Origin of the sequence: Leptolyngbya boryana PCC 6306 (genome assembly GCF_000353285.1) — a bacterium.
Taxonomy (GTDB): Bacteria; Cyanobacteriota; Cyanobacteriia; order Leptolyngbyales; family Leptolyngbyaceae; genus Leptolyngbya; species Leptolyngbya boryana.
Genome location: NZ_KB731324.1, coordinates 194,384 through 215,944 on the forward strand (window position 1 = coordinate 194,384; position 21,561 = coordinate 215,944).

At 45.3% G+C, this 21,561-nt stretch carries 20 protein-coding genes; 8 read left to right on the plus strand and 12 right to left on the minus strand.

Annotated features, from left to right (window positions below):
- Window positions 1–21: 21 nt before the first annotated feature.
- Window positions 22–375, minus strand: a complete 354-nt coding sequence (locus LEPBO_RS0100920; protein ID WP_239741253.1) for a hypothetical protein — start codon at window positions 373–375, stop codon at window positions 22–24.
- 719 nt (window positions 376–1,094) lie between these two features.
- Here LEPBO_RS0100920 and LEPBO_RS0100925 point away from each other — a divergent pair.
- Window positions 1,095–1,733, plus strand: a complete 639-nt coding sequence (locus LEPBO_RS0100925; protein WP_017285645.1) for a response regulator transcription factor — start codon at window positions 1,095–1,097, stop codon at window positions 1,731–1,733.
- 139 nt (window positions 1,734–1,872) lie between these two features.
- On the opposite strand, the gene LEPBO_RS0100930 is transcribed toward LEPBO_RS0100925, so the two are convergent.
- Both LEPBO_RS0100930 and LEPBO_RS0100935 read right to left on the minus strand, forming a co-directional pair.
- Window positions 1,873–2,571: a pirin family protein gene (locus tag LEPBO_RS0100930; RefSeq protein WP_017285646.1), complete on the minus strand. Its 699-nt coding sequence runs from the start codon at window positions 2,569–2,571 to the stop codon at window positions 1,873–1,875.
- A gap of 205 nt (window positions 2,572–2,776) precedes the next feature.
- The gene (locus LEPBO_RS0100935) at window positions 2,777–4,552 is read right to left on the minus strand and encodes a hypothetical protein (RefSeq protein ID WP_017285647.1); all 1,776 of its coding nucleotides are present in this window, start codon (window positions 4,550–4,552) and stop codon (window positions 2,777–2,779) included.
- 510 nt (window positions 4,553–5,062) lie between these two features.
- On the opposite strand from LEPBO_RS0100935, the gene LEPBO_RS0100945 reads away from it, so the two are divergent.
- Window positions 5,063–5,686 (plus strand): M23 family metallopeptidase, encoded by a 624-nt coding sequence (locus tag LEPBO_RS0100945; RefSeq protein ID WP_017285649.1) that lies wholly within the window; start codon window positions 5,063–5,065, stop codon window positions 5,684–5,686.
- Between the two features lie 38 nt (window positions 5,687–5,724).
- Here LEPBO_RS0100945 and hslO read toward each other — a convergent pair whose 3' ends face one another.
- Together hslO and LEPBO_RS0100955 are read right to left on the minus strand one after the other, a co-directional pair.
- A complete protein-coding gene (gene hslO / locus LEPBO_RS0100950) occupies window positions 5,725–6,621 on the minus strand; it encodes an Hsp33 family molecular chaperone HslO (protein WP_017285650.1) in 897 nt (298 codons plus the stop codon).
- Window positions 6,622–6,739: 118 nt separating this feature from the next.
- Window positions 6,740–7,522, minus strand: a complete 783-nt coding sequence (locus LEPBO_RS0100955; protein WP_017285651.1) for a PspA/IM30 family protein — start codon at window positions 7,520–7,522, stop codon at window positions 6,740–6,742.
- 252 nt (window positions 7,523–7,774) lie between these two features.
- Between LEPBO_RS0100955 and LEPBO_RS0100960 the strand changes: the two genes are divergently transcribed.
- Window positions 7,775–8,344: a Uma2 family endonuclease gene (locus LEPBO_RS0100960; RefSeq protein WP_017285652.1), complete on the plus strand. Its 570-nt coding sequence runs from the start codon at window positions 7,775–7,777 to the stop codon at window positions 8,342–8,344.
- Here LEPBO_RS0100960 and LEPBO_RS0100965 read toward each other — a convergent pair.
- Together LEPBO_RS0100965 and LEPBO_RS43850 are read right to left on the minus strand one after the other, a co-directional pair.
- The gene (locus LEPBO_RS0100965) at window positions 8,341–8,949 is read right to left on the minus strand and encodes a Uma2 family endonuclease (protein ID WP_017285653.1); all 609 of its coding nucleotides are present in this window, start codon (window positions 8,947–8,949) and stop codon (window positions 8,341–8,343) included. The two genes, LEPBO_RS0100960 and LEPBO_RS0100965, sit on opposite strands and share 4 nt — an antisense overlap.
- 179 nt (window positions 8,950–9,128) lie before the next feature.
- Complete coding sequence (locus tag LEPBO_RS43850) at window positions 9,129–9,641, minus strand: transposase (protein ID WP_096735584.1); 513 nt, start codon at window positions 9,639–9,641, stop codon at window positions 9,129–9,131.
- Between the two features lie 11 nt (window positions 9,642–9,652).
- Between LEPBO_RS43850 and LEPBO_RS0100975 the strand changes: the two genes are divergently transcribed.
- Window positions 9,653–10,285: a hypothetical protein gene (locus LEPBO_RS0100975; protein ID WP_017285656.1), complete on the plus strand. Its 633-nt coding sequence runs from the start codon at window positions 9,653–9,655 to the stop codon at window positions 10,283–10,285.
- A 387-nt stretch (window positions 10,286–10,672) separates the two neighbouring features.
- On the opposite strand, the gene LEPBO_RS0100980 is transcribed toward LEPBO_RS0100975, so the two are convergent.
- Window positions 10,673–11,377, minus strand: a complete 705-nt coding sequence (locus LEPBO_RS0100980; protein ID WP_017285657.1) for a phosphatase PAP2 family protein — start codon at window positions 11,375–11,377, stop codon at window positions 10,673–10,675.
- A 367-nt stretch (window positions 11,378–11,744) separates the two neighbouring features.
- On the opposite strand from LEPBO_RS0100980, the gene glgX reads away from it, so the two are divergent.
- The 4 genes from glgX to LEPBO_RS0101005 all read left to right on the plus strand — a co-directional run bounded on the left by glgX (window position 11,745) and on the right by LEPBO_RS0101005 (window position 16,259).
- The gene (gene glgX / locus LEPBO_RS0100985; RefSeq protein ID WP_017285658.1) at window positions 11,745–13,871 is read left to right on the plus strand and encodes a glycogen debranching protein GlgX; all 2,127 of its coding nucleotides are present in this window, start codon (window positions 11,745–11,747) and stop codon (window positions 13,869–13,871) included.
- A 447-nt stretch (window positions 13,872–14,318) separates the two neighbouring features.
- Complete coding sequence (locus LEPBO_RS0100995) at window positions 14,319–14,996, plus strand: hypothetical protein (protein ID WP_148664750.1); 678 nt, start codon at window positions 14,319–14,321, stop codon at window positions 14,994–14,996.
- Between the two features lie 162 nt (window positions 14,997–15,158).
- Entirely contained in the window at window positions 15,159–15,698 is a 540-nt protein-coding gene (locus tag LEPBO_RS0101000) for a pentapeptide repeat-containing protein (protein WP_017285661.1), read from the plus strand.
- A gap of 291 nt (window positions 15,699–15,989) precedes the next feature.
- The gene (locus LEPBO_RS0101005; RefSeq protein WP_017285662.1) at window positions 15,990–16,259 is read left to right on the plus strand and encodes a hypothetical protein; all 270 of its coding nucleotides are present in this window, start codon (window positions 15,990–15,992) and stop codon (window positions 16,257–16,259) included.
- Window positions 16,260–16,389: 130 nt separating this feature from the next.
- Here LEPBO_RS0101005 and LEPBO_RS0101010 read toward each other — a convergent pair whose 3' ends face one another.
- From LEPBO_RS0101010 to LEPBO_RS0101025, 4 genes are all read right to left on the minus strand, one after another.
- Complete coding sequence (locus LEPBO_RS0101010) at window positions 16,390–17,757, minus strand: DUF2330 domain-containing protein (RefSeq protein ID WP_017285663.1); 1,368 nt, start codon at window positions 17,755–17,757, stop codon at window positions 16,390–16,392.
- A gap of 10 nt (window positions 17,758–17,767) precedes the next feature.
- Window positions 17,768–18,580: an RnfABCDGE type electron transport complex subunit D gene (locus LEPBO_RS0101015; RefSeq protein WP_017285664.1), complete on the minus strand. Its 813-nt coding sequence runs from the start codon at window positions 18,578–18,580 to the stop codon at window positions 17,768–17,770.
- A gap of 145 nt (window positions 18,581–18,725) precedes the next feature.
- Complete coding sequence (locus LEPBO_RS0101020; protein ID WP_017285665.1) at window positions 18,726–19,991, minus strand: L-lactate MFS transporter; 1,266 nt, start codon at window positions 19,989–19,991, stop codon at window positions 18,726–18,728.
- 161 nt (window positions 19,992–20,152) lie between these two features.
- Window positions 20,153–21,547: a malic enzyme-like NAD(P)-binding protein gene (locus tag LEPBO_RS0101025; protein WP_017285666.1), complete on the minus strand. Its 1,395-nt coding sequence runs from the start codon at window positions 21,545–21,547 to the stop codon at window positions 20,153–20,155.
- Window positions 21,548–21,561: the final 14 nt, after the last annotated feature.

The window sequence follows — 21,561 nt, forward strand, 5'->3', positions numbered from 1 at the left end:
CGTTACTCTCACTGAAAAGGGCTAACCGACGGAACTAAAATCTTTCACGCCTTGAAATCCGACTCGACGGGATTGTCGCTGCGTAAATTCACCAACTGAAGGGTTTCCTTGGGGATTGATCACGCCCGTGGCTTGCTGCCATAGTTCAGGCGGGGCGATCGAGACTTCATACTGATTGTTCTCGAATCGGCGGACATGATACCACTCGCGACTTTGACATTCATCGCACCAAAAGGCTTCTAACCATTCACCACTGAGCATTACCGTCGTTCGGGTGGAAACGGCAAGTAGTGCATATCGACGAGATAGCCCCCGCTCTTGTAATTGTTCTGCTCGATCGGCGTAAATTGGGTGCTTTTGACTAACACTGTGCAAATAGCAGTCGTGTTTAGGGCAATAGATACTTCGCCGTTTAGAACGTTTCCGATTTCGAGCACACCTTCTCTGCAATTCGACCTCCTCTGTCATAGACAAGACTGGTGAAGGTTACGGTTGGAGAGACTGAGATCAACTGACCATCGAAGCCCACTCCATGAAGCAATAGTTAAGTTTTTTATCCAAGCTAGATAGCATTTCGCGAGAAAATGCGGAAATCAGGAAGAATCTAGAACAGAGAGTATAAACTTAATCTTTGATTTTTTTATGTAAAAATACTGCCATTGATAGCTACAAACATCGAATTACTGCTATTCCAGCCTCTACGTGCCTAAGTATGCTGGTGAGAGAAAAACTGATCGCCGTAACCCTCATCTACACGGAGATAGTGCTGCTTCGGTCTTCACGGAGCTTTAGAGAATCGGCTAATCTGTTGTCTCCGTATTTATCAGTAGAGAAATCGCGATCGTAAAAACCTGATAAAGGCAAATTTAGGCTGAGAGCAAGAGCGATCAAGGCAAATCAAACGTAAACCGAGAATTCTCTAATTAAGTAAAATCACGTAACTTTTACGTAAGAGTCTCCGTAGATTTTCTGCATACGGAGAAAGCGAGGAAAGACGTTTGTGCTGATGACAACACAGCGCATTTCTCTGACTATAAATTTAAGTAGAAATACTGGCTTGAAATCTGATTCACTTCTAAGAAGAACCGACGAATATGGCTTTGGAGATAGAGACAAAAGGTTCGATCCTGCTCGTTGATGATGATGTAAATTTTGTAACGCTGATGACTGGATATCTGGCGTTCCAGGGATATCAGGTAACCACTGCCGAGACAGGAACAGAAGCGATCGCGCTTTTGGGCGATGTCAAACCGGATTTGATTATCTCGGATATTGTGATGCCTGAAATGAATGGCTATGTCTTTGCAGAGGCGGTGCGGCAATCGCCGGAGATCAATTGGATTCCGATTATTTTTTTGTCGGCACGTGATCAGAGCCAGGATCGGGTACGAGGATTGAGTGCAGGAGCGACGGTTTATATGGTGAAGCCGTTTGAGTTGGAGGAGTTGATTGCTCAGATTGAGTCGGCTTTACGATCGTCGCAGTTGATGCGGGAAAATCGCGCGAAGCGAACAGAAGCAAAAATTTCTGTCCCGCCTGGAGTGAAGTTGACGAATACAGAGTTAACGGTGGCGCGATTGGTAGCGCAAGGCATGTCGAATCTAGAGATTGCTCAGCGATTGAGTGCAAGTAAGCGGACGATCGAGAGTCATATTAGCCATATGTTGAAGAAGACGCTCTTGAGCAATCGCACAGAACTGTCGCGATGGATTATCGAAAACAACATGGATTGATGCGCGATCGCAGTTCGGCCAATACGAATTCAAAACGGTGCGCTTTATTAAACCCCAGGATGGGATCAATAAACGCACCGTCTTGATGCTCAGATTTAGATCTTTGGGAGAGCGCACAAGATCTTTACTCTCCAAGCGATTAAGCCAAATCAAACACTAAAATTTCAGCGAGATCTTGCCCAACAAATTCCACGTGCGATACGTCCTCGATCGCAACTGCATCCCCCGCTGTTAGAGAAACACCATTGACGATCGCAGAACCCCGTGCGACTTGTACCCACAGATGACGATCGCGATCGACCTCATGCTTCACCGTTTCACCTGCACCTAAAATCGCGGCATAGAGATTGAGATCTTGATGAGCGGTCACAGAACCATCTCGCCCATCTTGAGACGCAATTAACCGCAATTGTCCTCGTCTCTCTTCCAACGGGAAAAACTTTTGCTCGTATCCCGGCTCTAAACCTGCTCGCTCTGGCAGTACCCAAATTTGCAAAAGATGAACCGTCTCAGTCTTCGAGGCGTTGTACTCACTATGCGTCACACCTGTTCCAGCGCTCATCCGCTGCACTTCGCCGGGACGAATCACAGACTGATTCCCCATGCTGTCTTTGTGCTCTAATGCGCCCTCCAACACATAAGTAATGATCTCCATATCCCGGTGCGAATGCGGCGCAAATCCACCCCCACCCGCGACTCGATCTTCATTAATGACGCGCAGATTCCGAAACCCCATATGAGCCGGATCGTAATAGCTCGCAAACGAAAAAGTGTGATACGAATCTAACCAACCGTGATTTGCATGTCCGCGATCGTTGGCTTTACGAAGTGTCAGCATAAACCCTCCTAATGTCTAAGTCAGAACTGTTTGAATTCGTACTTTGTTAGTCCAAGATAACATAGGAATAGTTTTAATGCAAACAATCGCTTGGTTGTAAAAAGAGTGACTGCGATCGACCTAGACCCTTTGCAGGCACTCTTTATGAATTCACAATTGATAGAAATCAGATCTTCTGCACACAAGCACCCTGAAACGATCGTGCTTACACTGCCCCGACTACTCGCCAATTTTGAGCGGGGCGAGGAGCATTGTTCACGACGACTCCCGATGCAAAATCTAGATCATCGAGATACCAAATTCCTTGCTCACCCGTCTCAAAGTTTTGCCAAATCAAATCAGCATGACCATCATCATTGAGATTCTCAGTCTTGACGAGCTTCCAAGGTGAATTACTGCCGAGCTTTGGCGCATTCTCAACCATGCCACTATAGCTAAAATCCTTGCCATCTAAAATCCAGAATCCGGTTTCATCTATCACCTCGTTCCGCCATAGCAAATCCAAATAGCCATAGCTATCCACCGCATCAATCAGCTTCCATTGTGAATTGCTGCCTAACACAGGTGCACCTGACACAAATTCACTCCCAACAAACTGATAGTTCGCGTCGAATGTCCAAAGAGCAGTTTCATCCGTTGCTTGATTTCGCCAAACTAAAGTTGTTTGATCACAATCCCCTAAGAAAACGTGTGAGATTAGCTCCCAGCTAGAATTACTGCCCAGTTTCGGTGCGCCTCCTAAGAACGCACTGGACACAAACTGATTGTTTTGTATCGTCCAGACTCCAGTTTCGTCAGTCACTTGATTGCGCCAGAGATATTGAATACCACCACCCGGTTTGGCGATCGCATCAATCAGCGTCCAAGGAGAATTCGGCGGAATTGCGGGTGCGCCCTCGATGCCACGACCATTAATAAAGGTTGCACCGAGCGGATTGCTCTCAATGTCCCAAGTGCCACTAGTATCATCACTGTCATTTGCCCAAACTAGAGTATTGGTCGAGGGCGCTTGAGTGCTTGCAGCAGACTGCGGGATGACCGTTGGAAGTTCTTCTAAATCGATCGAAACAACCCCTACAATTTGCCAATTTGCATCTGGACGAGGTGCATTTTTGATGAATTCACTCGACGTGAAGTCTGACCCATTCAAAAACCAAACAGCTTGCTCGCCGCTCGTGCGATTTTGCCAGATCAAGTCCGCGCTCTTGTTACCATCTACATCGACAAATTTTGCGAGTTCCCAGGGCGAATTACTGCCCAATTGGGGAAGATTTGCCACAAAAGCGCTACTACTAAAGTTTGAGCCATCAAACTTCCAAATCGCAGTTTCATCGGTCGTCTGGTTGCGCCAGAGCAATTCTAATTGATTGCCATTCCCGAGTGCATCAATGAGCTGCCAAGCAGAATTTGCGCCAAGTCCAGGAGCATTTTCCAAGAAAGCTCCAGACTGAAATACGCCTGTTTCATTGAACTTCCAGATAGCCGTTTGATCCGTAACCTGGTTACGCCAAACGAGAGTTGGGCTATCGGAGATCGTTACACCGCTTACGAGTCTCCAAGGAGAATTGCTGCCCAAAGATGGGGCACCTGTGAGCAAAAATCCGTCTTCAAAGTCTATTCCATCTACCGTCCAGATGGCGGTTTGATCGGTAACAGCATTGCGCCACAGTAACGTGTTCTCACCGCCTGTAAACCCACCTGCATCAACCAGTTTCCAGTCAGAGTTACTGCCGAGCGGTGGCATGTTTCTAAATGCTGCACCAATTTGAAAGGTTGTGCCTTGAATGCCCCACGCCCCAGTCTCATCAAGTGCATCATTCCGCCAGATGAAAGCGGTAGCTCGACTTTGAAGTAATGAAGATTTAGAACCTGATGCAACTGGATCTTCAAAATCAGGTGCACTGTGCCCACATCCGTATTGACTCGTACTTAAAGATACTGCCTCGCTGAGTGGAGACTTCACTTCAAGAGATGTTGTCATAGCAATTGTTTCTACCGTAATTAGAACAGAACTATCGCTAGTTCTAGGCTGATCATAGGGTTGAACCTAATAGTTCGGGTGTGAAGTGTATATGAAATCACATTAAGCAGTAGTGAAATCACGGTTTTTTTACGCTGACTCTTCCTAGCCCCCGTAAAGATTCGCTTGTCTTGCAATTCGCCGTAGATTGATAGATTGATCAAATCTTCAGCCATCTACTTTATCAATTCAAAAATCACTTGGTGACTTTAACGAATGATGAGGGTACGACTGAATTCATACAGCATTGACTAACTACTCATTATTTTTGGAGAAATATAAAGAATTGATGAGGCAACCGCAATATAACGGAAAAAATTCGCGCAATTTTGCAGGAAAATACGAAGGCTGTGAAGATTTTTTGTGATTAAATGACCTTGACTGATTTTTGTCTAACGCTATGTTTCGCTGCGCAACAAAATCAGTGCAGTTCGCATCTGCCGATAACTCTTCACACACAAGGAGAAAAGAATGGCGCAAGGATGGAGGTCTTTACTTGTTCAATCACGGTTCGCATTGAAACGATTCTGGGTCGTTCTGGTCTTGGGATTTTTAGGTGCGATCGCATTGTCCTGGGGTCAACATGGCTTACTCGCGATCGAGGCGAATTTACAAGCGACTGGCAATAGCTGGCAAGGCGCGTCATTCCCACTTGAAAATTTTCAAGGGTATACTTCTCCATTTGGCTATCGAATGTCTCCCGATGGTTCTTACAGCCGTGAATTCCATCGGGGTTTAGATATGGCAGCACCAGAAGGCAGCTATATTCGCAGTTGGTGGACGGGCAAGGTTGTTGAAGTTTCAGACAATAGCGCCTGTGGAACTTCAGTAGTCATTGAATCGGGTTCCTGGGAGCATATTTACTGTCATATGCAAGGCTCAGCCGGTCGGGACGGGCAAGGCAAGTATATTCAGTCCGGTGATGTCCGTATCTATGAAGGTCAGATGTTGCCAGCAGGTGAACGAATTGGTCGGGTCGGTATGACCGGACGCACAACAGGACCCCATTTACACTGGGGGTTGAAATACTCAAGCCAATGGGTTGATCCAGCACTGGTGCTGCGAGCTATGTATGCCGAGCAAGGCAGAGGTTAATTGCGTTTAGATTGAGATCGCTCGCACCCTCTACAAAATTAATTTGCTGTTTTCAGTTCATCGATCAACTGTTCTAGTTGGTCGATGTTTGCTTTGTAGACTTCGCCACAGAAATGACAGGTGGCTTCTGCACCGTTGTCTTTTTCGATCATGTCGCGAAGTTCGGCTTCTCCTAACAGTTTGAGTGCGCCTAAAACGCGATCGAAAGAGCATCCACAGTGAAATCTTACAAGCTGCGTTTCCGGGAAAATTTCTAAGCCCATATCTCCAAGCAGTTCTTCAAAGATCATGGGTAGGGTTTTACCCGCTTGTAGGAGTGGTGTAAATCCTTGCAGGGAAGACAGTCGAGATTCGAGCAGGGCAACTAATTCGGGATCGCTTGCTGCTTTGGGCAAGATCTGAATCAATAATCCGCCAGCAGCTTGCACGCCATTTCCGTCTACAAATACTCCCAAGAAAAGAGCAGAAGGCGTTTGTTCAGACGTTGCGAGATAGTGAGTGAGATCATCTCCAATTTCACCGGAAACGAGTTCAACAGTACTCGAGTAGGGATATCCATAGCCTACATCTCGAATGACATAGACGTAGCCATCTTTCCCGATCGCGCCCCCGACATCTAATTTGCCTTGAGCATTGGTTGGCAGTTCGACCTCTGGATTATCGACATAACCGCGCACGGTTCCATCTAATCCCGCATCGACCATCAGCCCACCCATCGGGCCATTGCCTCGAATGCGAATGTTGACGCGCGATTCTGCTCGTTTCATACTCGATGCCAGCAATAGCCCTGCTGACATGGTTCGACCTAGTGCTGCGGTTGCAACATAAGATAATTTGTGACGCTGCCTCGCTTCTTCACAGAGACGGTTTGAAATGACTCCGACTGCTCGAATTCCGCCGTCTGCGGCAGTTGCCCGTATTAACTGGTCAGCCATGAAAATCCTTTTCGTTACATCCGTTTGTCTTTCTAATTGTAACGAATGATGAAGGCTAAAAAGTAGGGAGTGGGGAGTCTACTCCCTACTCCCCACTCCTCACCGCCTTACGCTTCGACTAAAGGTTATCTAACTGTTTCTTCAAGTCTTCCAATTCTGCATCAACGGCTGCATCATTGGGTGCTTGAGTTGTCTGAGACTGAGGCGCAGTGGTTCCGGGAAGCGATTGCTGGGGTTGGGCTGAACCTGCGAGCATTTGTTGTTTCATTGCTTCGAGTTCGAGATCGACATCGCCGGATTCGAGTGCTCGGAATTGCGATTCTAAGTCGGCTCCAGCCAATTCTGCGGCGGCTTGTGATCGCGCTTCTAGCTGTAATACTTTGTCTTCCATGCGCTCGAACGCAGCCATTGCTGTGTTGGTGCCCATGTTGTTAACCATGCCTTGCAGTTGCTCTTGCGCTTTGGCAGCACTCGCACGCGCTTTGAGCATGTCTTTTTTCGTCTTCGCCTCGGAAATTTTGCCTTCGAGTGCGATCAGACTCCGCTTAAGCGTATCGACTTGACTCGTTTGGGTATCGAGTTGGGTTTTGAGCGCTGTTGCGGTTTCGGTGTGGGTTTTCTTGCGGGTCAATGCTTCACGGGCTAAGCCTTCATCCCCTTTTTGTAGCGCTAATTGTGCCCGCTGTTGCCAATTATTGGATTCAGTTTGGGCTTGGTTGTATTGCTGTTGTGTCCGTTTTTGAGAAGCGATCGCTTGCGCCACGGCTTGACGAAGCTGAATCAAATCTTCCTGCATGTCGATGACGGCTTGCTCCAGAATTTTTTCTGGATCTTCTGCCTTGCTCACCATGTCGTTGACATTGGAGCGGACAACTCGGCTAATGCGGTCAAATAATCCCATAGTTCTTTCCTTCTGGCGTTTCTTAGAGTTCAATTGCCGTTATTTATACGGTAGCCCACACCATTGATTTTGCAGCACTTCCGTATGGTTTGCACTGCGGAGTGACCCAACTTAATTTCTTGTAGGATCGAAACCTGCCGAGTATGCAAATTACACAGCCTCTTCTAGTCTAAAAACTTCAGGAGAAAATCGCCTCGTTCCGCAGAATTTTTTTCGCGTTTGATTAAACTAAAGTCAGAATCCGGAGGTTTTATGGTGCAAGCACAAGAGCGACGATACTCGCCGGAAGAGTATTTAGAGCTAGAAACTGAAGCTGAGGCGAGAAGTGAATATCTTGACGGTGAGATTATCCCGATGACAGGCGGAACCCCAAATCATAATCGAATTGCAAAAAATGTGAGTCAAGCTGTGGACTCGGCAATTGGAGATCAAGATTATGAGTCGTTTATGACCGATTTGCGGCTCTGGATTCCCAAGCAGCGAATTTTCACGTATCCAGATGTGATGGTTGTGAAAGGATCGTTAGAGTATTTGGAAAAACGTAAGGATACGATTACAAATCCTTTGGTGATTGTGGAAGTGCTGTCAGACTCGACAAAAAACTACGATCGAGGTGAGAAGTTTGAGTTTTACAGAACGGTAGAAAGTTTTCAGGAGTACATTCTGATCGATCAGTACAAAATCCATGTTGAGCAATTCTCAAAAACCGGAACGCGAAAATGGAGTTTGGAAGAATACGAAGATGAAAATGATACGTTAGCATTTACTTCGATTCCGTTTCAGATGTCGCTATCGGCAATCTATAAGAAGGTGGAGTTTTAGCGATCGAGAACTTCGCCAGCCGTTAATCGCAAATTTGGAAACGTTGGAGATTCGATCAAATCATTGCCGCGAAATTGCTTGAATTGATATTCTCCGCTTTCATCCAAGGTATAAATGCTAAGTGTTGGAGTTTTCGGATCGCCAATGAACCGTTTTCCGCCGAGTGCAGCATAGTCTACAATCCAATACTCAGGAATTCCGAACGCTTCATACCCTGCAAGTTTGGTTAAATAATCATCTCGCCAATTGGTGCTGACTACTTCGACGATTAAACGAATTGAGGCGGCTCTTTCGATGACGGATTCTCGTTCCCATCGGGGTTCATCTACGATCGCGATTTCGTCTAGTACGATGATGTCTGGCTCATATCCGGATTGATCTAGCACTTTGACAATGCATTCTTTGGGAATAAAGTAGGGGAGTTTTGCTTGTCGAATTGCAGATCCCAAGTCAAACGCCAAATCACCAGAGGCTCGTGAATGCCTTCCTCTTGGCTTTGGCATCTCGACAATCACTCCATTGTGTAGTTCGTAGCGAATTCCGGTATTCTCTGGATACCAAGCGATGAACTCATCAAAGCTAATCGGTTTTTCAAGTGCTTGCATGATTGAAAACCTTGATTCGTCTACTGTTAGGATACTCGATCGCCGATCGAATCTTCAGCTTGAAAGAAATCTGCAATGTTTGAGAAATACGATGCAGTTGTGATTTAAATTATGGGCTAAATCGTGATTTGAATTACGGGTTGTTGACTAGTGCATCTGGGCGAAAATAAAGCAGCAGCTTAGTGGGGCTTCGGCTCAAAGCCCTGAAACTTCCAGTTGAACGGCTTTGCCATCGTGCAATTGAAGTACCGGATGAAGGCTCGAATCTGCTGCTTGAGATCCTCAGTGAAAGTGAAGTTGCCGCGCCGAATCAGTCGTCTGGTCAGAATACTAAACCAACATTCAATTTGATTGAGCCAAGAGGTATGTTTGGGCACGTAGACGAAGCGAATGCGATGGGTTGGATCACTCAGGAAAGCAGAACGTGAAGCCATCGAGTGTAGGATGCCCAACTTACCCTTGATACCCAAATCCAGGTCTAACTGACAACAGGTTGCCACGAGTCGAACTAAGGAAGCAGATTGATGAGTGTTGAGTTGATCCAGCACAAAGATCCAACTCGCTTCTGGGTCAGTCTCAATCGTATGTGCGATGTGATTGGCAAAGTCGAATTCGGTGCGGGTCGCACCGATTGAAACTTGTCGGATGCCGCCCTGTGCAATCTGCCAAGTAAGGCGTTGAAGCAGAAGTATATCTCACTGCCATGCAGGACGCGATCGAGAACCTTGAAGACACCCGTGATCTAGAAGAATCAGAAGTACTAACAGGCGACCGCATATTTGATATCGCCACTTTTGAGCAAAAAGTTGTCCTGCTCTACCGATGTCTCTCCGCATTTCTTGATCCAACGATCGAGCCGCCGACGCTGACAAATGTCATTGAAGCTGCTGCTTATTTTCCTTTCGCGTTTCTCCAGATGCGGTTCGGAGATGAGATTTACTTGGAGAAGGAGGGACTCAACGAAGAGGAAAGCCTGAAATATTTTTATCGGAATTTAGTCTGGCGAGGATTTGAAAAATATCTTTTGAGCAATTGGCAAGCGGGGCAAGAAGAATTTGGGTTTGATGAAGAATTAGATACCTTCCATTCACACTCAGATAATTTGAGTCTTTGGCATACGGTTGTAGATGAATTGGTCGATCGCATCTTCTGGGATCGCGACTGGGCATTAACCTCAAATCATCCAGAGGTGCTGGATGGCATAGAAGAAGAGTTGAGCAAACCACTTGGACTAGATAACTATTTCACGAATCGTCTGCCTCAAGTCACTTTAGAACAGGAAGAAGTCGCGATCAACGAAATTCGGAATTGGAAATTAAGTGCCTCAACCGAATAAACCTCAAATATTCTTACTTTAGGGTTCAATTGGGGACGAATAAACTAAGCCGTAAATTGTGGCTTAAATCCTTACACTTACTGCTTTGCAGCGATTGAGATAAAACTGCGTGCAATGTCGATTGAGATAAGCTACAGTTCTTTCCATCGTTAGTTTTGGAAATCAATCGGATTCGATTCGTAATCGAAAGGTCATGGGTTCAAATCCCATCATCGGCTTTCTGTTGTTGTACTGTAGGTTCGCATACCAAGCTAGTTCCTACTTTCATTCAGCACCGCAACTTGGATTTTTAGCTTGATCGTATCGGTTCAGCAGCGATTCCCCCAGCATTGATATCAACTTTCAAGGGAACGCATTTTTAAGAGGTGAATTCTAAGGCAGGGTGGTTCAGCGAGATTGTAGAGAAACATTCCGCCGTTGTGGATTAATCAGTAAGCTCACGCCGATTGCCCAAGCGATCGAGATAAGCCAACCTGCTAGGATATCGCTCGGATAATGAACACCAAGATAGAGACGAGTCCACGCGATCATCAGGACAAATAAGCCTCCTAGCAGCAATACCCACCAGCGCCATTTTGTTTGCCAAGTTAGAATGATCAGTACTGTCACAAACGTCATACTTGACATAGCGTGTCCACTGGGAAATCCGTAGTCAAATTCTGGTGCAGGCGACTGCCACAAATGCGGACGGACACGATGTAAAAGCAATTTTGCAGTTCGGTTGATCACAATACTGCCTGTTAAAGTTGTGATCAGATATGCAAGTGCATACCACCATCGTCGAAACAGCAAAAACACCCCGACTCCGATCGCAACCGGAAACACTCCCCAAAAGACTCCTAGCTTTGTCAGAAAAGTTGCGATCGCATCAAGCCAGGGATTGTTTACTGAATGGACTGCCAGCAGAATCGGCACGTCCCACGGAAAGCCACCCTGATTTTCCCACACATCCTCTGCTAGCTCTCCAAAAATCAATAGGGGCAGTAACACGCCAATGAGTAGCATGAGTAACGCGCCACGGCGAGCAGCTAGCAAGTGCTTGAGAAATTCTAGAAAAGCTTGGAGAAATTGCTTGACATCAAAATTGAACATGCATTGTCTCAAGTGTGTGAAGTGCTTCTCGATTGAGCAAAGCTTGACCTGACTTCACCAATGTAACGTGACTTGTTTGGGTGCTGTTCACAATTTGGGCACTATTTTAGATGTCCTACTCAGACGCGCTCTACGAGGCAAAATCTTACATGTAAGAAAAAATCAAATATTTTTGAATGCTATAAAATGAGCCACTCCTTGAGATAGAAATTAGCTTGTCCTCCTGGTAGATGAGAAGTCAGCAGTCTACCTCTTACACTGAAGCGAGTGTTAAGGACGCTTGCAAGATATTAGATATCAATTCTTGGATGACTACATCATTGTGTGAATATCCTAAACTGCTTTTAATCATGATAGTTGAACGACTATGAATGCACCCATTTGGACAGGAAAAGTCTATCCGCTTGGCGCGACCTGGGATGGTAAAGGAACTAACTTTTCACTATTTTCTGAACATGCGACATCTGTGGATCTTTGTTTATTTGATCAACAGGGTTTAGAACAGCGTTTACCTCTCTATGCGGGTGAAAATTTTATCTGGCATGGATATGTCCCTGGAGTTGCGCCTGGGCAGCGATACGGCTTTCGCGTTTATGGGGCTTGGAATCCTCAAGCTGGGCATCGATTTAACCCCAATAAACTGCTCATCGACCCTTATGCAAAAGCGATCGAGGGCGATGTTCAACATGGTGAAGCAATTTTTAGCTATCGCTGGGACGATCCAGATGCGGATTTAGGTTTTTCTGATTTGGATGATGCCCATCTCGTTCCGAAGTGTATTGTTGTTGATCAAGCTTTTGATTGGCAAGGAGATCAGTTATTACAAACGCCTTGGAACCAAACTGTTATCTACGAAATGCACGTTAAGGGATTTACAAAGCAGCATCCTGAAGTGCCAGAGACATTAAGAGGAACTTATGCAGGACTTGCACATCCAGCAGCGATCGCACATCTCAAATCTCTGGGTGTGACCGCGGTTGAACTCATGCCTGTGCATCATTTTCTGTCCCAGCCTGGGCATCTTGCTGGCACAGGATTAAGTAACTATTGGGGATATGATTCGATTAATTTCTTTGCACCTTACTCCGGGTATAGTGCAGATCAAACTCTCGGCGGACAAGTGCGGGAATTTAAACAGATGGTGCAAGCTCTGCACCAAGCTGGGATCGAAGTCATTCTAGATGTTGTTTACAATCACACAGGCGAAGGCAATCATTGTGGTCCAACGCTATCTCTACGGGGGATCGATAATAAAAACTACTACCGTTTAGTTGAAGGCAACGAGCGGTACTACATGGATTTTACAGGATGCGGAAATTCGCTGAATGTTCAAAGTCCACAAGTGCTGAAGCTGATTATGGATAGCTTGCGTTACTGGGTTACAGAAATGCATGTGGATGGCTTTCGCTTTGATTTGGCATCTGCACTTGCCCGAGAGCTTTACGCAGTGGATAATTTGGCATCGTTCTTTGACATTATTCACCAAGATCCGATTCTAGCTGGAGTCAAACTGATTGCAGAACCTTGGGATCTAGGCGATGGCGGATATCAAGTTGGCAATTTTCCGGTACTTTGGTCAGAGTGGAACGGGCGCTATCGAGATGAGATGCGCGATTTCTGGCGGGGGCAGGATGGTAAGCTTGGTGAGTTTGGTTATCGATTTACGGGCAGTCCTGACCTTTATCAATCGAATGGCAGACGACCTCATGCCAGCATTAATTTCATGACGGCTCATGATGGTTTCACGCTCCGCGATCTTGTGAGCTACAACGAGAAACACAATGAAGCCAATGGCGAAGACAATCGAGACGGTGAAAGCCACAATCGCTCTTGGAATTGTGGTGTAGAAGGTGAGACAGATGATGTGGAAGTAATGCGTCTAAGAGAGCGACAACAGCGCAATATGCTCACAACGTTGATGTTATCTCAAGGCATTCCAATGATTGTGATGGGCGACGAGATGGGTCGATCTCAGTTCGGGAATAATAATGCTTACTGTCAAGATAATGAACTGTCTTGGCTGGATTGGGAGTTATGCAATTCTCAGTCTGATCTGCTCAATTTCACGCGAGAGTTGATTCATTTCCGTCAAGCACATCCCATTTTCCGGCGGCAGCGGTGGTTTCAAGGGCAGGCGATTCATGGATCGAGTGTGAATGATATTGCTTGGTTTAATCCCGATGGGCATGACATGACCGAGGAACAATGGTGCAATGGATATGCAAAAGCGATCTCTGTGTTTTTGAATGGAAGTGAATTGCCCGATCGCGGTCCCAAAGGTGGACGGATTCGAGATAGTAGTTTTCTATTACTGTTTAATGCACATTGGGAAACGCTAAATTTTGTCTTACCGACTCGATTACGCCAGCGAAAATGGTCTGCGCTGATTAACACAAAAGAGCCGAGATTTATTGATGAGAAGATTCTGTTTACCGGAACAAAAAATGTTCCGGTGATGGGTCGCTCATTAGTTGTCCTGCAATCTGGAAGCTAGCTCCTCAGTAGTCCTCTCGTTATGATGCTTTTGAGGATTTGGTGTCCCAGACAAGTGTTTTAAACCACAAGTACTTGCTCGTGGAAGAAAAGTTTGATGTCAATTTAGACCAATTATTATCTGAGGCAGCGCTACTACGGTCTTGAGAATGAGCGCTTTGGTAGACACGATGATTTCGATGGTAAATTAAGCAAACCGATAATCTTGCAAAAGTACCTGTACGGAAACGCCAGTGGGTTCAATTACGTTGACCCCACTGGTTACTTTGCTATGAATATGGTTCAGACACTTGCTATGGTCAGAATAGCAAGTGCTATCGCCAACATCTTCAATATTGGTGATATAAACCCTTTCTCAACCGATATTCTTTCGGAGATAGACCCGGCTCGCGGTTTAAGGGGACAAATCAATTTCAATCCTTGGACTTCATGATGTACGGTGTAGACTTTGAGTAATCAAGGGTATATGGGTATGAGTCTGAATGATGAAATGAGCCAAGTTTTTGAGCAGCAGAATTTAGTTTACGCATATCCAGAGTCCTTGGATAAGATTAATCTTTCACCCGAAATCAAGGAATCTATTTTGAGCTTGGGCTTACCAATAGTGATAGGCTACCTGAGATTTTCGATGGATTTTGAGCCGATTGCTGAAGACGTAAAATTTCATCAACCTAGTGAATCCTTTGGCAATCTGTTTACAATAGGTTGTAGAGCTGTAACTCAGCTAATTGGAAGATTTATACACCTTGACGAAATTGGTCTAGATGGCAATGCTAGTCTATCAAGAATTGCAAAAAAACTAGAAGAACTAGATCTGGACGAAGCTATTTTCTCGGCTGAGGTCAATCTCGCTAATAGAATATGCCTTGATTTAGACAACGGGAACAGAATTGTGTACATTAATCCAATAGATAAATCTATTGGATTTTGCAACTCTAGCCTTGAGCAATTAGCTGCTTCTATTGTTGCTTATGAGAAATCCTCGCGCCAGTATGATGATGTGCTAGAGCGTTTAGATAGCTTTAGTTACAAGATGCAAGTGATTGATTCAGCAGTATTCAATCATGAAGATGGATTATGGTTATCAATTATAAAACAGCTCAAGCTTGATGATGAGGGCTATTGATTGAATTGCTGTGAATGAGCTTTATTAAAATCCTTTTTAGTGTTCTGTACTGATCCTCACTCAACTTTCTCCAGCACATATTTGCTGAAATAATGAATATCTTCATCATTTGAAAATTCATGAAGTATCGTTCAGTGATTACTGCAATACGAGGAACTTAGAATGCTAGCTTCGGAGTTGTACAGGAAGTATGAAGAAGGGCATAGAGCGTTTAGTGGAGCCGATTTACATGAAGAAGATTTGTCTTTATCTCTAAATCAAATAGATCTGAGATGTGCAACCCTAAACTATTGCTATGCTAGGAGAGCAGAGTTTATCCGTGCTTGCCTTAGCGGATCAATTGGTTCAGAAATCCAACTCTTTGAAGTAGATTTTCGTGAAGCAGAATTGATTGGAGTGGACTTTAAATCGGCTTATATCAGCGAATGTTCATTTGAGTCCGCTAATATAAGTCAAGCCATAATAACCAACTCACTCATTACATTGTCCTACTTTCGTAATGCTAATCTCTCTCAGATTAACCTCGAATCTACGGTTCTTGGTAACTTAGATTTGAGATATGCAAATTTACGATATGCAAATTTAACTGAAGCTCAGATCATAAGCTGTGATTTGAGCTATGTCGACTTATCAGGAGCTACGTTAAACGGCGCTGTGCTTGATAATGTTTGCCTCTTTAATACAATTATGCCTAGCAGTTAGCACGCTCAGTATGTTTTGATTCCATATGAACTTATGACAAAGTAGGCAACTACTTGACCAAAACAAAAATGTTTTCTGATAACGCGACGACAGCGAATTTCTTTTAATTCCTTTCAGGATGCACATTGTGCTCCCGTTATGATGCCTTTGGGAATGTGAGAAGTGAGGGGGCGATCGCGAACAGGTACTTGTTTGCAGGTGAGAAGTTTGATTCAAGTCATTTAAACCTGAGCCGCTAGTACATAAATTCGCAATTAATTTAAACTACTTGAATACTCAGTGAAATAGCTTATGTTTTCTGATCCCACTCTGTATGCTTGCCGGGTTTGTGGACTGCTTCAAGCAGAATCTCCTTGGGGAGAAGATGGAAAAACGCCAAACTTTGAAATATGTGATTGCTGTGGCGTAGAGTTTGGTTATGAAGATTGCTCAATAGAGACTGCGAGATTAGCTCGTGAAAGATGGAAAGCTCAAGGCTTTCGATGGCATGAACCGACGATTACACCACAAGACTGGTCTTTAGAAAAGCAGCTTCAGCAAATCCCGCTTCACTTTCAATAACCGCTCGTATGCTGATGTATTGAGAAAAAGAGGAGACCACAAACAAATACCTGTTTGCGGTCTCCCCTGATTCTTCACCTCATTTCCAAACACATCATCACGAGACTAGCTGTAACATTCCTTCACCCCATTACATGCCAGAGATCGACATCAATACATCCTGCCACCAAGGAAGTTGGCTTTGAACTTGCGGTTGTTTTTTGCGAATCTCATCAATATTCCAGCCTGTAAGACGTGCTAGCGTTTGCGCTTGTTCTTCAAATCGTTGGCGCAGCGATCGCTGATAGCGTCTTCCAGCAGGACAATCTGTTTTACCGTTGAAAGGATGCCGCAAAACATAGCGTCCTTGGAATGTTTCTTGCTGATTCGTTTCTTGGAACATTAGATCTTCGGGGAACTTATCGCGCGTGTAGCGAACATGCAGCCGTGTGATAAACACATCAGAGCTTACAACTGGGCGACGACGACCACGAGGCATCACAACAGGTTCAGAACCTTCTAGCCAGAACACCCCGGCTTGCTTCAATTCTTCAGGATTGAGAGGCTCAGCCGAACAGGGATCACAATTGCCCATATTCCAGGCATATTCTAGAAAAGCAACTTTGCGATCTTCGCGATCGTAGCTTTTCTCAAACATTGATTTGTAGAAGTGACTAAACTCATCTTTGACAAACAACGGAACTTCAGAATCAGAAGGAACCTTGACCGTTCTGTAATTAGTTACCTCAGCCTGACCTTTGGGAGACAGGATATAAACAATCAAGTCTTGAGCCGCCTGAGCATTGATCATCCCTAATCGAATCGGGAGCATAAACCGGGGCGAATCATAAGTAATCTGTAAGGGACGAAGAGATTGAAATCCAGCTTTATCAAACTCATCAAGATTGACTTTCGCAACAAAGAATTTGAGCTTTTGGCGAATGTAAGGCTTTAAGAGTTGCTTTGCCCCACGCGGAATCTTATAGCCATTTTCAACTAACCAAGTTTCTAATCCCCCCGATTCTTTTGCGCTTAAAATCAGAATGTCATATTCCCCAACGGTGAATTTTGCTTCTACAGTGACTCCTAGCGAGCCTTGACGACTCCGAACAGCTTCATTTGCTTCACTCATTGGTGCAGATGGCATGGGCATCCGTAACACGCGATCGTCGATCGTTTCACACGGATCTGGATCAAAATACTCAACTAATCGAGGCGCGCTAAAAGCATCTAATCTCTCGATGATTTTAGGATCGCTTACTTTAACTTGTTCTTTCTGTAGAACCGTTGGAACGGGAACCACGATCGCAAAATCTTTCACCTCACCCTGATAGTCATTCGCCATCGTCAAAACAGTGTGATCGCCACTTCGAGCGATCGCGACTTGAGAAGCTTGGTTATAGAGTTTTGCATCTGCTTTCGCAACATAGAATCCACAAAACGCCCAAGCTTTTGGAACAAAGAAAAAGCAACTCAGACCAATAATGAGCAATGCACATAAAATGCGAAATGATTTCATAGCATATTCCTTAGATTGATAAAGACTCAGTCGTAGCTGCACTCTGTTCCCACGAGAAGCGAGAATCAGGAAAGATTTTATCGATGACAATGCTAAGCGGAGCCAGTGCAAACAATGCCCAAAACACTGCTGTCGAGACAAAAAACTGATTTCGCAAAATGAACGTCAGGACTGCGATCGCACTTGCCCAAATGACTCGCCCAATCTGAGAATTCGGAATGGTTCGAGGATCAGTAATCATAAACAAGGAAAACATCAGGAGCGATCCACTCATCAATCGATGCCCCCAGACATCCCAAGTCCAAGCTAAGTAGTAATTCCGAATCGCTTCTAATCCGCCATACATTGCAAGAAACGCGATCGTCGTATCCCATCTGCCAACTCGCTTGAGGACTAATCCCCCCGTTGCCAAAAACAGCGCTGCATACCAGCCCTCTTCACCCCACTGCCCTGGCGAAACCCAAGCATCCGAAGTAAGCAATAAGGCTGTGATGATGCCAAAATTTCCCGGATTAAAGAGATGCTTCTCTCCAATCCGCAGGATAAATTTACTAGCAATTGCAGCAGAACAAGCAAGTACGATCGTTAGGTAATGATCTGCTCTCAATAGCACGCTCATCCCCAAGGCTGTAACCAATGCGCTGGGGAAAGATTGAGTAAAGGATTGCTCTGAGATTCGAGTCATCAGCCATTGTGATCCGAGACAGGTCACGATCGCAGTTCCAACCATGCTCAGATGTAATGACCAATCTCTCGTGACAATGCCAACGAGCAAAAACAGTGAAAGAAAGAGAATTTGATAAATTCGAGCATCTTGGAACATGAGGCGACCCTTCCGCGTCAGGTTGGATAGCGCCTATTATCAGACTCTCTAAAACAAAAAAATGATGTCGTTACCGATTAAGAAACGACATCATTTTTTTATGAATTGTTCTGCATTCTCAAGGAAGATTAGCGGAATAGTTCTGTTAAAGGCTCTCTTGTGTGATTGGGCGACTTGAATCGTACTTCAGCATTGAGCTAGCAACAATGATGCCCACGATCGCAAGCAACGCCATCGGATAAAACGCATATGTATAGGTTCCCAACCAATCTCGAATTCTTCCAGTTGCCAAAGTTCCGACTAAAGCACCGACTCCATAGGCAGTAAAGACAATCCCATAGTTTTGAGCATATTGGTCAGGATGGAAAAATCGCAAAGTGATCGTTGGAGCCATTGCTAACCATCCGCCTAGACAAAACCAAAAGAGACAAAAAGCAATCAGATACCGTGCAACTTGTCCTGGCTGAGCATTTGCCATGAGAATACAGGCAATCAGAATGAGGGTATAAGATGCGATCGCGACACGATGAGGCTGAAGGCGATCGCTTAACCATCCAAACAAAGGACGACTCATGCCATTAAACACCGCAAACAGCGCAACACTACTAGCTGCGAATTTTGGATCAATGTTGATCATCTCTTCACCGACTGGACTAGAAATTCCAATGGCACTTAGGCCAATCAACGTTGCGATCGCATAGCAAATCCAAAGTCCATAGAACGATCGACTTTTGAATAAGTTGGCTGGATAAGTTCGAGCAGCGATCGTCGATGAAGCAGCGAAATCTCTCTGAGGGTGCCAATCTTTAGGCGGTAATTTCAAGGTGCAAGCGATTGCTAGAATCACGATCGTAAAAATGATCCCAAGTATCCGTAAAGTCGGTCGAACGGTGTAAATGTCAATGAGTTGATTTGCTAGGGGAGCCGTAATCAGAGGAGAAAGCCCAAATCCAACGATCGTGAGTCCAACGGCTAACCCTTTCTGATCTGGGAACCACCGAGAAACGACAACCATCGGGACACCGTAAGCGATCCCAACTCCCGTACCAGCGATCACTCCATAGGTCAGCACCATCATTTCAATTTGATGGACAAAGCTCGAAAGAAGATAGCCGCAGCCGACAATGATTCCTCCAATTGCCGTCATGGTGCGAGTTCCAAGCTTAGAAATGTAGAACCCTGCGATCGGCATCAGCGCAGCATAAAAAACAAGCGCCACAGTAAAAGGTAATAAGCTTTCTGTTGCGCTAATGTTCAGTTCACTTTCTAAAGGCTTTCTAAAGACGCTCCAAGCATAAATACTGCCCAGACATAGCAGAACACTCATCCCTAATGGAAGAAGTAGCCATCTTCCTTGGTCAGCAGGCAGTCCAAGCACTTTCAACTCAGACTTGTGAGTGAGAATCTTCATAACTTATTGCGAATAGTGGACATGTAATCTCTAGAACATTGACAATCTGAATGAATTCAGTTGTTGCTCAGTCCCCGCAATCCGCTGTTATTGTACTGACTCTTCCACTAAGGATAGAAAATGTTCGGAAAGTTTTAACTCCTAAAGTCCTAAGAAATCATTTATCCCTGTGCGACTCCATCTTCTCTCGCAGCCCGTTGAACTGCCGCAGCAACCACCTTCGCCACCCGCTCATCAAAGACAGAGGGCACAATGTGTTCTCGATCGAGTTCATCGGTTTTGATGAGAGACGCGATCGCTAAAGCTGCCTGCAAATACATATTTGTCGTAAAGGTCGAAGCACGACAATCTAATGCCCCACGAAACACCCCCGGAAATGCCAACACATTGTTGATCTGATTCGGGTAATCACTGCGCCCGGTTGCCATGACTGCAACATCATTTTTGACCAGTTCCGGCTGAATTTCAGGGATCGGATTTGCCATCGCAAAGACGATCGGATCAGTTGCCATCGATTTCACCATCTCCGGTGTCACGACTCCCGGCGCACTCACGCCCAGAAAGACATCTGCGCCTTTCATCGCATCGGCTAAGTTACCCGATTGATCAACTGCAAAGCTGCGTTTTTGAGGATTCAAATCCGTGCGATCGTTCGACAAAATTCCTTTCGAGTCACACATGATGATTTCATTCGCTCCGTCTTTCTGAAGTAACGTTGCGATCGCAACTCCCGCTGCGCCTGCACCGTTGATCACAATCCGCACGTCAGATATGTTCTTGTTGACGAGCTTTAAAGCATTCGTGAGTGCAGCAAGCGTGACGATCGCAGTTCCATGTTGATCATCATGAAAGACAGGAATATTCAACTCTCGCTGCAATCGTGCTTCAATCTCAAAACATCGAGGGGCAGCAATATCTTCTAAATTCACACCGCCAAATACAGGCGCAATCCGCTTAACGGTTTCGACAATTTCATCCGTATCTTGAGTCGCAAGACAAATCGGGAAGGCATCCAATCCCCCAAATTCTTTAAATAGCATCGCTTTGCCTTCCATCACAGGCATCGATGCTTCAGCCCCAAGATTTCCTAAGCCTAACACTGCGCTGCCATCGGTGACGATCGCCACCATGTTTCCTTTCACCGTCAATTCGTACACGCGCTGCGGTTCTTCTGCGATCGCATTACAAATCCGTCCGACCCCAGGAGTATAAGCCATCGCGAGATCTGCTTGACCTCGGAGGGGTATCTTACTGACAACACTAATTTTGCCGCCTCGATGAAGAGTGAACGTACGATCGTACACATCGAGCACTTTAATGTGAGGGAGATCTTTAACGGCTTGCACGATCGTTTCTGCATGTTCAGCACTCGCCGCATCGATGGTAATATCTCGCATCGAAATGGCGCGAGTCTGGTCAATCAAATCAATCTGTCCCATACTGCCACCCAGTGTGGAGATTGCTTGGGTGACACTGGCAAGCATTCCCGGACGATTCGGAACCTCAAAGCGGATAGTCAAGCTAAAACTGGAATTAGGGGTAAGAAGATCTGACATGGATTGTGTGCGTG

Excerpts from the sequence above, each read along its gene's own strand:
- LEPBO_RS0100925 (WP_017285645.1), top strand. The coding sequence starts at position 1,095 with ATGGCTTTGGAGATAGAGACAAAAGGTTCGATCCTGCTCGTTGATGAT.
- LEPBO_RS0100930 (WP_017285646.1), bottom strand. The coding sequence starts at position 2,571 with ATGCTGACACTTCGTAAAGCCAACGATCGCGGACATGCAAATCACGGT.
- LEPBO_RS0100935 (WP_017285647.1), bottom strand. The coding sequence starts at position 4,552 with ATGACAACATCTCTTGAAGTGAAGTCTCCACTCAGCGAGGCAGTATCT.
- LEPBO_RS0100945 (WP_017285649.1), top strand. The coding sequence starts at position 5,063 with ATGGCGCAAGGATGGAGGTCTTTACTTGTTCAATCACGGTTCGCATTG.
- hslO (WP_017285650.1), bottom strand. The coding sequence starts at position 6,621 with ATGGCTGACCAGTTAATACGGGCAACTGCCGCAGACGGCGGAATTCGA.
- LEPBO_RS0100955 (WP_017285651.1), bottom strand. The coding sequence starts at position 7,522 with ATGGGATTATTTGACCGCATTAGCCGAGTTGTCCGCTCCAATGTCAAC.
- LEPBO_RS0100960 (WP_017285652.1), top strand. The coding sequence starts at position 7,775 with ATGGTGCAAGCACAAGAGCGACGATACTCGCCGGAAGAGTATTTAGAG.
- LEPBO_RS0100965 (WP_017285653.1), bottom strand. The coding sequence starts at position 8,949 with ATGCAAGCACTTGAAAAACCGATTAGCTTTGATGAGTTCATCGCTTGG.
- LEPBO_RS0100975 (WP_017285656.1), top strand. The coding sequence starts at position 9,653 with ATGCAGGACGCGATCGAGAACCTTGAAGACACCCGTGATCTAGAAGAA.
- LEPBO_RS0100980 (WP_017285657.1), bottom strand. The coding sequence starts at position 11,377 with ATGTTCAATTTTGATGTCAAGCAATTTCTCCAAGCTTTTCTAGAATTT.
- glgX (WP_017285658.1), top strand. The coding sequence starts at position 11,745 with ATGAATGCACCCATTTGGACAGGAAAAGTCTATCCGCTTGGCGCGACC.
- LEPBO_RS0101000 (WP_017285661.1), top strand. The coding sequence starts at position 15,159 with ATGCTAGCTTCGGAGTTGTACAGGAAGTATGAAGAAGGGCATAGAGCG.
- LEPBO_RS0101005 (WP_017285662.1), top strand. The coding sequence starts at position 15,990 with ATGTTTTCTGATCCCACTCTGTATGCTTGCCGGGTTTGTGGACTGCTT.
- LEPBO_RS0101010 (WP_017285663.1), bottom strand. The coding sequence starts at position 17,757 with ATGAAATCATTTCGCATTTTATGTGCATTGCTCATTATTGGTCTGAGT.
- LEPBO_RS0101015 (WP_017285664.1), bottom strand. The coding sequence starts at position 18,580 with ATGTTCCAAGATGCTCGAATTTATCAAATTCTCTTTCTTTCACTGTTT.
- LEPBO_RS0101020 (WP_017285665.1), bottom strand. The coding sequence starts at position 19,991 with ATGAAGATTCTCACTCACAAGTCTGAGTTGAAAGTGCTTGGACTGCCT.
- LEPBO_RS0101025 (WP_017285666.1), bottom strand. The coding sequence starts at position 21,547 with ATGTCAGATCTTCTTACCCCTAATTCCAGTTTTAGCTTGACTATCCGC.